This window comes from Streptomyces sp. GL_140 (assembly GCF_057834465.1).
Window position 1 is genome coordinate 7,469,656 of the sequence record NZ_CM174404.1, and the last position, 14,610, is coordinate 7,484,265.

The following is a 14,610-nucleotide window of genomic DNA, read 5'->3' on the forward strand; positions in this document are numbered from 1 at the left end:
GTAACCACTGTGTAGCATTCGTTTCCGGCCATCCGCTAGCCCCTGGGCGCAACCGGTCTGGAAAGATGCGACGGCAATGTCTCAGTCATCGAAGCCCCCGAAGTCCCAGAAGCCACCCGAGTCGCCGTCACCGGCCGCGCAGGATTCCGTCGTGCCGGACCAGTCCGCTCCGACTCCGCCCGTGCCGACCAGCGCGGACGTGGCCCGGCTCGCCGGGGTGTCGCGCGCGACGGTCTCGTACGTCCTGAACAACGCGGAGGCCGTCCGCATCAGCGAGCCGACCCGCCTCAAGGTGCGCCGAGCCGCCGAGGAGCTCGGCTACGTCCCCCACGCCGCCGCCCGCAGCCTGCGCGCCGGGCACACGCGCATCGTGCTGCTGCCCACCTCGCACGTGCCGATCGGCCCGCTCTACAGCACCTTCCTGAACGAGTTGCAGTGGGCGCTGCGCCGCCTCGACTACACGGTGGTCCAGTACGGCAGCCTCGGGCTGAACGGTGACGAGGCGGCGCGCGCCTGGGCGGAGTTGAGGCCGGTCGCGGTGATTTCCCTCGGCGAGATCGTGCTGTCCGCGCACAACGTCGCCACCCTCAAACGGGCCGGGGCGCGCGCGGTGATAACGATGGGACCGGTGAGCGTCCCCGGAGCGCACGCGCTGGTCATGGACCAGGCGGAGGTCGGCGTCCGGGCGGCGGAGCACCTGGTGGACCGCGGCCGGCGCCGGATCGGCGTGATCGTGCCGGAAGAGGAAGGGCTGGAGCTCTTCTCCGCGCCCCGGCTGGCCGGCGCCCGGTCGGTGGCCGGAGCCGAGGTCGTGGCCGTGCCGTTGGCCTACTCGGAGGAGTCCGCGGCGGCCCTCGCGGAGCGGTGGGCCGGGCTCGGCCTGGACGCGGCGTTCGCGTACAACGACGAGTACGCGATGTTGCTGATGCGGGCGTTCCAGGACGCGGGGCTGCGGGTGCCGCAGGACGTGGCCGTCATCGGGGCGGACGATCTGCTGATCGGGCGGCTGCTGCGGCCGAGGCTGAGCACGGTCCGGATCGAGATGCCGACGGGCGAGCGGCTGGCCGGGCTGGTGGACCAGGCGGTACGGGAGCCTTCGGCCGTGGTGCGGCGGCACGACCTGATGGCGGCGGTGGCGCTGCCGCGCGATTCGACCTGACGGGGGCGCTGCGACCGGCCGCACACCGGACGGTCCGCCCGGCCGGCCGGGCCGGAGGGGCGTTGACATGGGGGGACGGGCGGACGGAGACTTCGGGCGCGCCCCACCGGGTGCAGGCGGGGCGTGCGCCGGGCCGGACAACGGCGTCGGTGAGGACGCACCGCCGCTCGCTCGCCCAGGAGGGACTCCATGAGCATCCGTACCGTCCGCGACGTCTACGTCGTCGACGCCGTCCGCACCCCGATCGGCAAGTTCGGCGGTGCCCTCGCCGGGGTCCGGCCCGATGATCTGGCCGCCCACGTGGTGCGCGCGCTCGTGGACCGTACGCCCGAGCTCGACCCGGCCCGCATCGACGACGTCGTGTTCGGGGACGCCAACGGCGCGGGCGAGGACAACCGGGACGTGGCCCGGATGGCGGTGCTGCTCGCGGGCCTGCCGGTCAGCGTGCCCGGGGTCACCGTCAACCGGCTCTGCGGGTCCGGGCTCGAAGCCGTCATCCAGGCGGCCCGTGCGATCGCGCTGGGCGATGCCTCCGTCGCCATCGCGGGCGGGGTCGAGTCCATGAGCCGGGCTCCGTGGGTGGTGCAGAAGCCGGAGCGCGGCTATCCGGCCGGACACCAGCAGATGTGGTCCACCACCCTCGGCTGGCGGATGACCAACCCCCGGATGCCCGCCGAGTGGACCGGTTCCCTCGGTGAGGGCGCCGAGCTCGTGGCCGACAAGCTCGGCATCACCCGCGAGGCGCAGGACGCCTTCGCGCTGGAGAGCCACCGCAAGGCGGCGGCCGCCTGGGCCGCCGGGCAGTACGACGCCGAGGTCGTGCCGTGGGCCGGGGTGGACCTCGTACGGGACGAGTGCATCCGGGAGGGGTCCACGCCCGAAGCACTGGCGCGGCTGAAGCCCGCCTTCCGCAAGGACGGCACGGGCACGGTCACCGCCGGGAACGCCTCCCCGCTCAACGACGGCGCCGCCGCGCTGCTGCTGACCGACGAGGCCGGGCTCGCCGCCACCGGGCGGGAGCCGCTGGCGCGGATCAGCGCCTCCGCGGTCACCGGGATCGAGCCCCAGCTCTTCGGTCTGGGGCCGGTGGACGCCGTCGAGCGCGCGCTCGCCAAGGCGGGCCGGGGCTTCGGGGACCTGGCCGCCTTCGAGCTCAACGAGGCTTTCGCGGCGCAGGCGTTGGGCTGCCTCGCCAACTGGCCTGACCTGGACCCCGCGTTGGTCAATCCGCGCGGCGGGGCCATCGCGATCGGCCATCCGCTGGGTGCCTCGGGGGCCCGGCTGGCGGGCTCGATCGCGCATCAGCTCGCGGCGGCCGGTTCGGGTACGGGCGTGGCGGCGCTCTGCATCGGCGTCGGGCAGGGCATCGCTCTCGTTCTGGAGCGCTGATCCGTCGGGGAAGCGGTGAAGCAGGGAAGCAGGGAAGCGGGGAAATGCTCTCCTGACGATCATTTTCGGCCATAGGTCGGCGGCAACCATTCGCTGGGTGAAGGGAATTGGTGCCTCGGGCGCGGGGTGGTGGCACGATGGCGCGAGCTGCCGCCCCCCGCCCCGCCCACCCGCACCCGGAGGCCCCGCGCCATGCCGCTTCTCGATCCGACGCTCTGGCAGGACGGACCCACGCTCACCGGCGGTACCGCCCCCGTGGTCGAACCCGCCACCGGGCAGACCCTCGCCACCATCGACCTGGCGGCCCCGGCCGACGTGGCGGAGGCCGCCGTACGGGCCCACGCGGCGCAGCACGACTGGGCACGGGCAACCCACCTGGAGCGGGCGGCCGTGCTGCGCCGCGCCGGAGACCTGTTCGCCACCCACCCCGACGAGCTGCGGGACTGGCTGGTGCGGGAGTCCGGGTCGATACCCGGAAAGGCCGACTTCGAGCTGCACGTCGCCGCGCAGGAGTGCTACGAAGCCGCGGCACTGGCCTCGCGCCCGGCCGGCCAGGTGCTGCCGAGCGAGGCGCCGCGGCTGTCCTTCACCCGCCGCGAAGCGGTCGGCGTGGTCGGGGTGGTGGCCCCCTTCAACGCCCCGCTGATCCTCGCGATCCGCTCGGTGGCGCCCGCGCTGGCACTGGGCAACGCGGTGCTCCTCAAGCCGGACCCGCGCACCGCCGTGTGCGGCGGCCTGCTGCTCGCCGCGGTCCTCGCGGAGGCGGGCCTGCCGGCCGGGCTGCTGCACGTCCTGCCCGGCGGCGCCGACACGGGTGCGGCGGTGGTCGCCGACCCCCTGGTGCGGGTGGTGTCGTTCACCGGATCCACCGCGAGCGGCCGGGCCGTAGCTGAACTGGCAGGTCGTCACCTCACCCGCGCCCACCTGGAGTTGGGCGGGAACTCGGCGCTCGTCGTGCTCCGCGACGCCGACGTGGAAGCAGCCGTCGCGCAGGCTTCTTGGGGTTCCTTCTTCCACCAGGGCCAGATCTGCATGACGGCGGGCCGTCACCTCGTGCACGCCTCGCTCCACGACGAGTACGTCGAGCGGCTCGCCGCACGGGCGCAGGAGCTCGCGGTCGGGGACCCGTACCGCGAACAGGTGCACTTGGGGCCGCTGATCGACCGGTCACAACTCGACCGGGTCCACGGTCTGGTGGAGGCCAGCACCGCGCAGGGCGCCAAGCTCGTCGCCGGAGGCACCCACCAGGACCTCTTCTACCGGCCCACCGTGCTTGCCGCCGTCGACGACGACACCCCCGCCTACGCCGAGGAGGTCTTCGGCCCGGTGGCGCCCGTACGGTCCTTCGCGACGGAGGAGGAGGCCGTACGGCTGGCATCGGCCGGCCCCTACGGACTCGCCCTCGGGATCGTGACCGCCGATGCGGCGCGCGGCCTGGACCTGGCGGGCCGGATCCCGACCGGGATCGCGCACATCAACGACCAGACGGTGAATGACGAGGCGGTGGCCCCCTTCGGCGGCGTCGGCGCCTCGGGCACCGGCGCGCGCTTCGGCGGCGAGGCGAACCTGGACGCGTTCACCGAGCTCCGCTGGACCACGGTCCGCGCCACGCCCGGGGCGCACGGGTTCTGATGTCCCGCGGGATGCACTCCACAAAACGCACCCGCGAAACGCACCCCGAGGAATGCTTGGGGCCCTCCGTTCGTTCACGCAGGACAAGAAGTGCAGCAATCAGGAGGTCTGGACAATCGTGGCTACTGTCGAACTCACCAAGGAGAACTTCGACCAGACGGTGAGCGAGAACTCATTCGTCCTGATCGACTTCTGGGCGGGCTGGTGCCGTCCCTGCCTGCAGTTCGCCCCGGTCTACGAGAAGGCAGCCGAGGCCAACCCCGACCTGCTCTTCGCCAAGGTGGACACCGAGGCCCAGCAGGAGCTCGCCGCGGCCTTCCAGATCAGCTCGATCCCGACCCTGATGATCGTCCGCGATCAGGTGGCGATCTTCTCCCAGCCCGGCGCGCTGCCGGAAGCGGCCCTGACGGACCTCATCGGGCAGGCCCGCGCCCTGGACATGGACGAGGTGCGCGCCAAGATCGCCGCGGAGAAGAAGAGCGAGGCCGACGGAGAAGCAGGCACCGGGACCCCGGAGGCCGCCGCGCCGGACGCCTGAGTACGTGACGGGCCCTCGCCCTGCGGTGAGACTGGCCCGTATGACTGAAGCGGTGGAGTACGACGTAGTGGTGCTCGGCGGGGGCCCGGCCGGCGAGAACATCGTCGACCGGACCCGCGCCGCCGGGCTGAGCACGGCCCTGGTGGAGAGCGAGCTGGTGGGCGGGGAGTGCTCGTACTGGGCCTGTGTGCCCAGCAAGGCACTGCTGCGCCCGGCGCTCGCCCGGGCGGACGCGCGCCGGGTGCCGGGTCTCGCGGGAGCCGCGGCCGGCCCGCTCGACGCCCAGGCGGTGTTCGCGCACCGGGACTACTGGACCGGCAACTGGAAGGACGACGGCCAGATCGACTGGCTGGAGTCGGTCGGCGCCCATGTGTACCGGGGGCACGGGCGGCTCTACGGAGTCCGGAAGGTCGCCGTCACCAGCCCCGAGGGGGAGCACCACGTGCTCGCCGCCCGGCACGCCGTGGTCGTGGCGACCGGCACCCGGGCCGTGATCCCCGATCTGCCCGGCCTGGTGGACGCCAGGCCGTGGACCAGCCGCGAGGCGACCTCCGCCCAGGCGGCGCCGGGCCGGCTGCTGATCGTCGGGGGCTCGGTCGTGGCCACCGAGATGGCCACCGCCTGGCAGGCGCTCGGCTCCGAGGTGACCCTGCTCGTACGGGGCTCCGGGCTGCTGCCGCGCATGGAGCCGTTCGCCGGGGAGCTCGTCGCCGAGGCACTGCGCGAGGCGGGCGCGAAGGTTCGTACGGGAGTCGCGGTCGAGTCCGTCGTACGCGACGGCCCGACGGGGCCCGTCACCGTGGTGCTCGAAGGCGGCGAGACGCTGGAGGGCGACGAGCTGCTGATGGCGACCGGCCGCTCGCCGCGCACCGAGGACATCGGCCTGGACACCGTCGGCCTCACGCCGGGCGGGTGGATCGCGGTGGACGACAGCTGCCGGGTGCCGGGGATCGACTGGCTGTACGCGGTCGGCGACGTCAACCACCGGGCGCTCCTGACCCACCAGGGCAAGTACCAGGCCCGGATCACGGGAGCCGTCATCGCCGCCCGGGCGGCGGGCGACGTGCCGCTGGACACCGGCCGTTGGGGCGCCCACGCGGCGACCGCCGATACCGAAGCCCTCCCGCAGGCCGTCTTCACCGACCCGGAGGCCGCGGCGGTCGGGCTGACCTTCGCGGAGGCGCAGCGGGCGGGCCACCGGGTCCGGGCCGTCGACTACGACCTCGGCAGGGTCTCCGGCGCGGGCCTGTACGCCGACGGCTACCGGGGCCGGGCCCGCATGGTGGTGGACCTGGACCGCGAGATCCTGCTCGGGGTGACCTTCGTGGGGCCGGGCGCGGCCGAGCTGCTGCACGCGGCGACGATCGCGGTCGCGGCGCAGGTCCCGATCGACCGGCTGTGGCACGCGGTCCCGGCCTTCCCGACGATCAGCGAGATCTGGCTACGGCTGCTGGAGACGTACCGGGGGTAGCTACCGCCGCTAAAGGCGAATGTTCACACCCTGTCCGTCCTACTGCGGGGTGACGTCAGAATGCCTTCAGGTAGACCCGTGCACGGCCGTCGCCGACGTCTTGGACGAAGATGGTGATGGACTGGACGGTGGACCTGCGCTCGTCCTTGATGCAGGGCGGGCACACCGAGGTGGCTCGGACCTTCTGCTGGGTTTCCGGTTCCGGCAGTCCGAGGTGGGACCACGGGGTGACGGTTGTGTACGTCTTGGGGTCGCGCGGGGTGTTGGCGCGCAGGGGTTCCTCCGGGCGCAGGTCGGCGATGAACGTCTCGGCGTCGGCCGTCGGTGCGGTGAAGGCGATCAGGTAGGTGGTGTCCTGGAAGCCGACGGGCCCCCCGCTACGGGCCTTCGGTGAGCCGCTGCCGTTCCCTGTGCAGGCGGTGGCCGACAGAGCGAGCAGCGCCGTCACTGCCGCGGAGGCGATGCGGATGGCGAGGAAACTCGTACGCTTCACCGGTTTTCCTCCTCACCCCGGGTGGGGTCCTTGCGCGTGCCGCCCCGGCCGGAGTCCCCCACCGGCACCTCCGGGGTCCACCGGGCGGTCAGAAGATCATGCAGGTGGTGGTGGCGTGGGCGATCAGCTTGCCCTGCTCGTCCAGCACCTTGCCCTCGGCTGTGGCCGTGCGGCGGCCGGCGTGGATGACGCTGCCCTCGGCGGTCAGCACCTGTCCGTCGGTGCGGGCGGCGCGGATGTAGTTGACCTTGAGTTCGAGGGTGGTGTAGCCGGTCCCGGCGGGGAGCGTGGTGTGGACGGCGCAGCCCATGGCGGAGTCGAGGAGGGTGGCGGCGATGCCGCCGTGGACGGTGCCCAGCGGGTTGGCGAAGTCGGGGCGGGTGTCGAGCGAGACGACGATGCGGCCGTGCTCGACCTCGTCGAAGCGCATGCCGAGCAGTCGGCCGATCGAGGGGATGTCGGTGGGGCGTTCCTTCTGCACCCAGCGCATCAGTTCCAGGCCGGTCATGGAGGTGAGGTCGGCGGTGGTCACGGTCGTTCTCCTTGTACGGGGTGGGGTGGTACTGGCGGCGCGGATGCGGGCCGGGGGCGGAGCAGGGGTCAGGACTCGCCGCGCTCGCGCAGGGCGTGCAGGAGCAGGTCGTGGATCTCGGCGGCGGCCGCCTCGATCGGGGCGGTGCTCTGCTCGGCCCGGCACATGATCACCGCGCCTTCGACCGCGGCGATGATGAAGGAGCCCAGCCTCCGGCTGCGTTCCTCGGTCAAGCCGTGTCGGGCGAGCAGGGCCGCGAGGGCATCCTGCCAGCGGGCGAAGACCACGGCGGCGGAGCGGGCGAGTTGGGGCGCTTCGTCGTTGGTTTCCACGGCCACTGCCACGATCGGACAGCCGGCCCGGAAGTCGCTCTCCACGAGCCGGTCGCGCCACAGGAAGAAGAACGCGTCGATGGCGGCCACCGGATCATCGGCCTGCGCCATGGTGTCGATCAGACCCGCGACGAAGTCCCCGGCCAGCGCCACGGCCTCGTCGATGAGCTGGGTCCGCCCGCCGGGGAAGTGGTGATACACCGAGCCCCGGGGCGCTCCGCTGTGGGCGAGCACCCGGTCGATGCTCGTCCCGCTCGCCCCGTACTCGGGCAGAAGGGCGGCAGCACTGTGGATCATCCGGTCGCGGCTGTCACTCCTGCGCGGACTCACTCGCTGCACCACCTTCCCGGCGACGGTGTGGCCCGCCAGGCCGGGCTACCGGTCAGTAATCTATGGTGTATGGCATAGAACATGCAAGAGGGGTCGCGGAGTAGCTGGGGCAGGGCGCGGGGCGGGCCGGGCCGGTTGGGGCTACCGCAGCGTGCGGTAGAAGGCGCGGATGGACGTATCGGTGGTGAACGCGGCAGCGCCGGTGGGGACGGTGCCGCGGGAATGCGGTTCTGGACGGTCCGACGGCGTGCGCCCGCGAAGCGTGAGGTGGCCCGATAGGAGTACAAGGACCGCCGGAGCGTGACGTTTCGTAGTCGCTCGCTTACCCTTGGTGGATGATCGGGATGTGTCGCGGTCTTCTGGAGGCGATGCGGCGGGGCCGCTGCGTCCTCCTGCCCGTGCTCGTCGTGCTGATCGCCGTGCATCCGGCCGGAGCCTCGCACAGCGCCGCCTTCGGCGGACCGCATGCTGTGGTGGCATTCGCGTCCCCCCAGCACCAGGCTCTCCAGGCCTCTTCCGGCCCGGTGTTCGCACCGCAGCCCGCGCACCGGCACGACGCGGACGACCACATCGACCACGCGGTGGACAGGCCGCGGCCGGAGGGGCTCGCCGCCGTCCCGGAGCCCACCGGGACCGCCGTCGTGTCCCTGCTTCCGGTCGGTGACCCGTGGTGCGGCTCCGGCTTCTCCCGGCGCCGGGCCGACGGCGACGAGGGCCCGTCGTGGAGCGCCGACCTCGCGATGAACTGCGTCCGGCGGCAGTAGGAGCGTCCAGGCATCCCTCGCCCCCTCCGGCCGGTTCGCCGCCGAGGGAGGCCGGGGCCTGCCCGCGCACCCTCCGTCCGTCTTCCCGTCCGGTGCCCCCGCATGCCCGGGGCGCGTAGGAGTTGCACGCACATGCATCGCCGTTCCCTGCTCGACGACTTCGGTCCGCTCTCCCCGGCAGCTCATGCGCCGGTGCCCGTCATTGCCCGCCGGCCCGCGCAGTTGGTCGGAAACACTCCGGTCCTGTGGATCGACCAGCCCTTCGCCCCGCCCGGTCGCGGCTTCTTCGCGAAGTTGGAGGGCGCCAATCCCGGCGGCATCAAGGACCGTCCCGGCCTGTACATGATCCGCAGGGCACGGCAGCGCGGTGACCTCCTGCCGGGGGCGCCCGTCATCGAGTCCTCCAGCGGAACCCTGGGCCTCGGACTGGCCCTGGCGGGACTGACCTACGGGCATCCGGTCACCGTCGTCTCCGACCCCGGCATGGGGCCGGTCGTCGTACGACTGCTCACGGCCCTCGGTGCCTACGTCGACCAGGTGCGGGTGCCGCATCCGACGGGGGGCTGGCAGGAAGCCCGCCGTGAGCGGGTCGCCGAACTGCTGGCGGCCGCTCCCGGTGGGTATTGCCCGGACCAGTACGGCAATCCTGACAACGTCGGCGCCTACCGGCCCCTGGCCGCCGAGCTGATCGCGCAACTGGGCCGGATCGACGTCCTGGTCGCGGCGGTCGGGACCGGCGGGCACTCCGCCGGGATCGCGGCGGGACTGCGCGAGCACTGTCCGGGGCTGCGGCTCATCGGAGTGGACTCCGTCAACTCCGCGATCTTCGGCCAGCCCGTCGGTCCGCGGCTCATGCGCGGGCTCGGTTCCAGCATCCACCCCGCCAACGTCGACTACGGGGCCTTCTCCGAAGTGCACTGGGTGGCACCGGGAGAAGCCGCCTGGTCCTGTCGCCGCCTGGCCCACCGCCACTACGCCTCGGGCGGCTGGAGCGTGGGCGCGGTCGCGCTGGTCGCGGGATGGGCGGCCCGGACCATGCCGCCCGGCACCCGCATCGCCGCGGTCTTCCCCGACGGCCCGCACCGGTACCTGGAGACGGTCTACAACGACGACTGGTGCGCCGAGCAGGGTCTTCTGGCGGCCGAGCCGCCGTGCGAGCCCGCCGAGATCGCGGCCCCGGACGAGTGCGCCGTGACGGCGTGGACGCGGTGCGGCCGGGTGCGCGACCCGCTCGCGCGTGCGGCCGTGTCCGACGCCGGTGGCGCGACGGGTCCGCGGTGAGGCGCCTGCGGGCGCAGGTCGCCTCCTTCGACGCGAGTGTGCGGCTGCTGATGGTGAACCAGTTCGCCATCAACCTCGGCTTCTACATGCTGATGCCCTACCTCGCCGACCATCTGGCCCACGGGCTCGGACTGGCGGGCTGGGCCGTCGGGCTGGTGCTGGGCGTACGGAACCTGTCCCAGCAGGGCATGTTCCTCGTGGGCGGGACGCTGGCCGACCGCTACGGCTGCAAGCCGATGATCCTCTCCGGGTGCGCGCTGCGCACGGTCGCCTTCGCCCTGCTGGGGACCGTGCAGTCGCTGCCCGCGCTGATCGTCGCCTCGGCGCTCACCGGACTGGCGGGCGCCTTGTTCAACCCGGCGGTGCGGGCGTACCTCGCGGCGGAGGCGGGCGAGGAGCGCAGGGTGGAGGCCTTCGCCGCGTTCAACGTCTTCTACCAGGCCGGCATCCTCGTCGGCCCCCTCGCCGGGCTCGCCCTGCTGGCCTGGGACTTCCGGGCGGTCTGCGCGGCATCCGCCGCCGTCTTCGGCGCCCTCGCGCTGCTGCAGGCACGGGCCCTGCCCGCGCGGCCGCCGATGGACCGCGGCGCGGAGCCGGCCTGGCGGGCGGTGCTCACGGACTGGCGGTCCATCGTCGGGAACCGGCCCTTCCTGCTGTTCGCCGCGGCCATGTCCGGTGCGTACCTCCTGGCCTTCCAGGTGTACCTGGCACTGCCGCTGCGGGCCGGGCAGCTCTTCGGGGCTCGGACCGGCGTGGTCACGGGGGCCGTGTTCGCCGTATCCGCGCTGGCCGCCCTGTCCGGACAGCTGAAGCTGACGGCGTGGGCGAAGCGGACCTTGTCCGGGCCTCGCGCCATCGTCTGCGGCTTGGCCGTGATGGGAGCCGCGTTCCTGCCGCTGCTGCCCGGACCGTACGAAGGCATGCGCGGCCAGGCGCTGGGTGCGGCGGCGCTCGCGCTGTGCGCGGCACTGCTGGCGTGGGGAGGGGCGCTCCTCTATCCGTTCGAGATGGACACGGTCGTCCGCCTGGCCGGAGACCGACTCGTCGCGACCTACTACGGCGCCTACAGCACGGTCTCCGGCATCGCGATCGCCGTCGGGAACCTGGCGGTGGGGGCGCTCTTCGACGTCGGTGCGGCCTGGCTGCCCTGGGCGGCGCTCGCCGTGACGGGTCTGGGCTGCGCCGGTGCGGTGGCGGCCCTCGACCGGGGCGGACACCTGCGGTCCGCACCGCGGGAGGAGGCGGCGGTCCGCTGAGGATCCGGGTCCCGGGGCCGGTGCTCCGGCCGGACGCCGCCCGTCCGGCCGTCGGCCCCGCCCGTCCGGCCGTCGGCCCCGCCCGTCCGGCCGTCGGCCCCGGGTGCCCGAGGCCTTGACAGCCCAGATGGTTAGCCACCATATTACTTACATGAAGAGGGACGGCATCGACGGTGAGAGCCCTACGCTGGATCAGGCCAGGACGCAGGTCGAGCACTACGGCCTGGAGGTCGATCCACAGGCGGTGCTGGTCGCGGTGCGGCTGATCTCGGCGGGCGCGAGGGTCGGCCGGGCGGCCGAGGCGCACTTCGCCAGGTTCGGCCTGTCGACGGGACGCTATCGGCTGCTCGCCGACCTCGAAGCCCACGGCGGGGAGAAGTCCCCCTCGCACCTCGCCGACGACCTCGATGTCTCCAGGGCCACGGTCACCGGCCTGCTGGACGGCCTCGAACGCGAAGGCCTGATCGCCCGACGCCCGTCCACGGAGGACGGTCGGGGCACGGTGGCCGTCCTGACCGCGCGCGGAGCGCAGCGCCTGCGCGACATGGCGCCCGAGCATTTCGGGCGGCTCGAGGCGATGGTGGGCGGGCTCTCCGTCGAGGAGCGCGCGGTGTTCCTCGACCTGCTCGCCCGCGTCGTGCGCGGCAGTGCGGCCCTGGCCGCCGACTGACCGGCTCGCGACCGGACCGGCCCCGCCCTCCGGGAGGGGCCCCTTTCTTCGGAGTAATAGTTAGCTGCCTAATTTTATCGGCGGAGTCGGCACTGGGCAGTGCGCCCGATGCCCTCCGCCGCACCCCTTCGCTTTCCTCGCACGAACGAGAAAGAGGCCGGCATGCCCGCAACGAAGGACAGAAGGACCAGCCGGAACCAGGCAGCCTCCCGGCCCTCCCGGAGGTCGCCCGGGAGGCCCTCGCGGCCGTTCATCCTGTGGCGCGAGGTGCTGACCGCCTACCTCGCCCCCGCACTGATGGCCGGCACCGCCGGAATCGTCACGGGGCAGCAGGACCTGGCCGTGGCCGCCTGCACCTCCATCGCCGGCACCTCCGCCGGGGTGGCGTTCCTGGTCGGCGCCTGGCTGCGGCACGGTGGCCGGCCCCGACGGTGGACCGCCACCATGCCGCGCGTCGCCCTGACCGGCGTACTCGTCCTCATCACCGCCGGCGCGGCGGCCCTGCTGGGATGGTTCGCCGCCCAGTGGCTACCCGCCCACACCCCGGTCCCCGCGGCCGCGTGGCTGGAGCGCCTGCGCATCGACCTGCCCGTCTCCGCGGTCCTCGCCACCACCATCGTCACCCTGCGCTGGCGCAGCACCGTCGCGGCATCCCGGTCGTAACCGGCCCTGCCGCCGACGCACCCACCCTACGAGCCCGACCGAACCCACCCCGACGGCGCCCGCCGCCGGGGGAGTCACCAACGAACGAAGGAATGAGCGCACGATGATCGTTGTCATGGGAGCGACCGGAGCAACCGGGAACGCCCTGCTCCGCAGCCTCCTCACGCTCGGAACACCCGTCCGCGCGTTGACACGTACCCCGGACAGGCCGATACCCGGCGTGGCCGGCGCACACGGAGCGCCCGTCGAGGTCCAGTACGCCGACGCCACCGACCCCCACTCGCTGCGCGCCGCCTTCGAGGGCGCCGACCAGCTCTTCCTCGCCATGGCCAACAGCCCCGTACAGGGCGAACTCGAAACCCGCGTCATCGACATCGCCGCCGACTCCGGCATCGACCACGTCGTCAAGATCTCCGCACCCGCCGCCGAGGCCGACTCCCCGGTCGCCGTCTCCCGCGGACACCACGCCGTCGAGGAACACCTGCGCGCCAGCGGCCTCACCCACACGATCCTGCGCCCCTACGCCTTCATGCAGAACCTCCTGCGCCTGGCGCCCGCCGTCGCCCAGGGCGTCATCCTGGGCACGATGGGCGCCGCGCCCTGCAACCACATCGACTGCCGCGACATCGGCGAAGTCGCCGCCGCCGCCCTCACCAGGCCCGACATCGCAGGCGGCACCTACACCCTGACCGGACCCGAAGCCGTCTCCTACCCCGAGCTCGCCTCCCGGCTGAGCGTCCTGACCGGCCGGCCGATCCGCTACGTCGACCTCACCCCGGACGAGCTGCGCGACAACCTCATCCACCAGGCGCACATGCCCGACTGGCTCGCCGACCACGTGACGGAGATCCAGCAACTCGCCATCAGCCGACCCGAAACCCCCACCACCGCCGTCGGTGACATCCTCGGCCGCCCGCCCCGCACCCTCGACGCCTTCCTGCGAGAACACCACGGACTCTTCTCCGCTGGTGCCGCGGCACGTCCGTGAACCGTTCGGCGTAGTCCTGCGCGACCCGCCGGTCCGTGACATCTTGACTGGCGGGATGGACGCCACGTCGACGTCGCGGCCCTCGGGCGCCGCGTACCGCAATCTGGTTCTGGCGACGCTCGGGTTCACGCTGACCTTCTGGGCGTGGGACCTGATCGCGCCGCTGGCCGGTGACTACAAGGACCGGCTCCACCTCTCCTCGTTCCAGCAGTCGCTGCTCGTCGCGGTGCCGGTGCTGGTCGGGTCGCTGGGGCGGATTCCGGTGGGTGCGCTGACCGACCGCTACGGGGCGAGGCTGATGTTTCCGGTGGTGTCCGCGCTCACCATCGTGCCGGTGCTGCTGCTGATCCCCGCGCGCGAGAGCTACGGTCTGACCCTCGCGGTCGGCTTCCTGCTGGGTCTGGGCGGCACGACGTTCGCGATCGGCATCCCGCTGGTGAACTCCTGGTTCCCGCCCGACCGGAGGGGCTTCGCACTGGGGGTCTTCGGGATGGGCATGGGCGGTGTCGCCCTGTCCGGGTACGTCACGCCGCGCATCGCCGCACACAGCCCGAAACTGCCGTTCCTCGTGGTGGCGCTGGCGCTCGCCGCGTATGCAGTCCTGGCGGTCCTGCTGCTCAGGGACCGCCCGGACCGGCCCGTGCCGACGGCCTCGCTCACCTCCCGACTGCGCGCGGCGGGGCGCCTGCGGGTGACGTGGGAGCTGGCCGCGCTCTACGCGATCGGGTTCGGCGGGATCGTCGCGTTCGGGGTGTACCTGCCGACGTACCTGAAGACCTGGTACGGGCTCTCGGCGACCGACGCGGGCACCAAGGCGGCCGGCTTCGCCCTGGTCATGGTGGTCTTCCGGCCGATCGGCGGCTGGCTGTCGGACCGGATCCACCCGGCGCTGGTCACGGCCTGGGCCCTGAGCCTGGTGGCCCTCCTCGGCGGCTTCGTGCCCCCGCTGGTGATGGGTGCGATCTACAGCGCGAAGGACTCGTACTCGATCGGCTTCATGCTGCTGTCGGACCTGGCGCTCGCCGGATGCGTCTATGCCTACGGGCGGATGCGGACCGTGCGGCCGACCTCCTGAGGGGGAGCGGTCCGGGGTCGCCGGTCGGTAGGTTGGT

At 72.9% G+C, this 14,610-nt stretch carries 15 protein-coding genes; 12 read left to right on the top strand and 3 right to left on the bottom strand.

Translation table 11 applies throughout. The features are described from left to right. The first annotated feature begins 76 nt into the window (after positions 1-76). The 5 genes from AC3IYJ_RS34765 (at position 77) to AC3IYJ_RS34785 (ending at position 6,189) form a co-directional block, all read left to right on the top strand. Positions 77-1,159 carry a LacI family DNA-binding transcriptional regulator gene (locus tag AC3IYJ_RS34765; RefSeq protein ID WP_489398474.1) on the top strand — a complete coding sequence of 361 codons (1,083 nt, stop codon included), beginning with the start codon at positions 77-79 and terminating at the stop codon, positions 1,157-1,159. 189 nt (positions 1,160-1,348) lie between these two features. Continuing rightward, entirely contained in the window at positions 1,349-2,548 is a 1,200-nt protein-coding gene (locus tag AC3IYJ_RS34770) for a thiolase family protein (protein ID WP_489398475.1), read from the top strand. Between the two features lie 192 nt (positions 2,549-2,740). Beyond that, positions 2,741-4,180: an aldehyde dehydrogenase family protein gene (locus AC3IYJ_RS34775; RefSeq protein ID WP_489398476.1), complete on the top strand. Its 1,440-nt coding sequence runs from the start codon at positions 2,741-2,743 to the stop codon at positions 4,178-4,180. A gap of 52 nt (positions 4,181-4,232) precedes the next feature. Next, positions 4,233-4,718, top strand: coding sequence for a thioredoxin family protein (locus AC3IYJ_RS34780; protein ID WP_489398477.1), 486 nt, complete (start codon positions 4,233-4,235; stop codon positions 4,716-4,718). Positions 4,719-4,758: 40 nt separating this feature from the next. Beyond that, complete coding sequence (locus AC3IYJ_RS34785; RefSeq protein WP_489398478.1) at positions 4,759-6,189, top strand: dihydrolipoyl dehydrogenase family protein; 1,431 nt, start codon at positions 4,759-4,761, stop codon at positions 6,187-6,189. A 55-nt stretch (positions 6,190-6,244) separates the two neighbouring features. Here AC3IYJ_RS34785 and AC3IYJ_RS34790 read toward each other — a convergent pair whose 3' ends face one another. From AC3IYJ_RS34790 to AC3IYJ_RS34800, 3 genes are all read right to left on the bottom strand, one after another. Beyond that, positions 6,245-6,682 (bottom strand): hypothetical protein, encoded by a 438-nt coding sequence (locus AC3IYJ_RS34790; RefSeq protein WP_489398479.1) that lies wholly within the window; start codon positions 6,680-6,682, stop codon positions 6,245-6,247. Positions 6,683-6,770: 88 nt separating this feature from the next. After that, on the bottom strand, positions 6,771-7,214 hold the full coding sequence (locus AC3IYJ_RS34795; RefSeq protein WP_489398480.1) for a PaaI family thioesterase: 444 nt from the start codon (positions 7,212-7,214) through the stop codon (positions 6,771-6,773). Between the two features lie 68 nt (positions 7,215-7,282). Then, positions 7,283-7,843: a TetR/AcrR family transcriptional regulator gene (locus AC3IYJ_RS34800; protein ID WP_489398481.1), complete on the bottom strand. Its 561-nt coding sequence runs from the start codon at positions 7,841-7,843 to the stop codon at positions 7,283-7,285. Between the two features lie 368 nt (positions 7,844-8,211). Between AC3IYJ_RS34800 and AC3IYJ_RS34805 the strand changes: the two genes are divergently transcribed. The 7 genes from AC3IYJ_RS34805 (at position 8,212) to AC3IYJ_RS34835 (ending at position 14,573) form a co-directional block, all read left to right on the top strand. Then, a complete protein-coding gene (locus AC3IYJ_RS34805; RefSeq protein WP_489398482.1) occupies positions 8,212-8,640 on the top strand; it encodes a hypothetical protein in 429 nt (142 codons plus the stop codon). Positions 8,641-8,772: 132 nt separating this feature from the next. Next, positions 8,773-9,921 carry a PLP-dependent cysteine synthase family protein gene (locus AC3IYJ_RS34810; RefSeq protein WP_489398483.1) on the top strand — a complete coding sequence of 383 codons (1,149 nt, stop codon included), beginning with the start codon at positions 8,773-8,775 and terminating at the stop codon, positions 9,919-9,921. Beyond that, positions 9,918-11,177: an MFS transporter gene (locus AC3IYJ_RS34815; protein ID WP_489398484.1), complete on the top strand. Its 1,260-nt coding sequence runs from the start codon at positions 9,918-9,920 to the stop codon at positions 11,175-11,177. The genes AC3IYJ_RS34810 and AC3IYJ_RS34815 overlap by 4 nt, the downstream gene beginning before the upstream one ends. 151 nt (positions 11,178-11,328) lie before the next feature. Then, on the top strand, positions 11,329-11,847 hold the full coding sequence (locus AC3IYJ_RS34820) for a MarR family winged helix-turn-helix transcriptional regulator (protein WP_489398485.1): 519 nt from the start codon (positions 11,329-11,331) through the stop codon (positions 11,845-11,847). 162 nt (positions 11,848-12,009) lie between these two features. Continuing rightward, positions 12,010-12,510 (top strand): hypothetical protein, encoded by a 501-nt coding sequence (locus tag AC3IYJ_RS34825; protein WP_489398486.1) that lies wholly within the window; start codon positions 12,010-12,012, stop codon positions 12,508-12,510. A gap of 103 nt (positions 12,511-12,613) precedes the next feature. After that, the gene (locus AC3IYJ_RS34830) at positions 12,614-13,498 is read left to right on the top strand and encodes an NmrA family NAD(P)-binding protein (protein ID WP_489398487.1); all 885 of its coding nucleotides are present in this window, start codon (positions 12,614-12,616) and stop codon (positions 13,496-13,498) included. Positions 13,499-13,553: 55 nt separating this feature from the next. Next, on the top strand, positions 13,554-14,573 hold the full coding sequence (locus AC3IYJ_RS34835; protein ID WP_489398488.1) for an MFS transporter: 1,020 nt from the start codon (positions 13,554-13,556) through the stop codon (positions 14,571-14,573). The last annotated feature ends 37 nt before the right edge of the window (positions 14,574-14,610 follow it).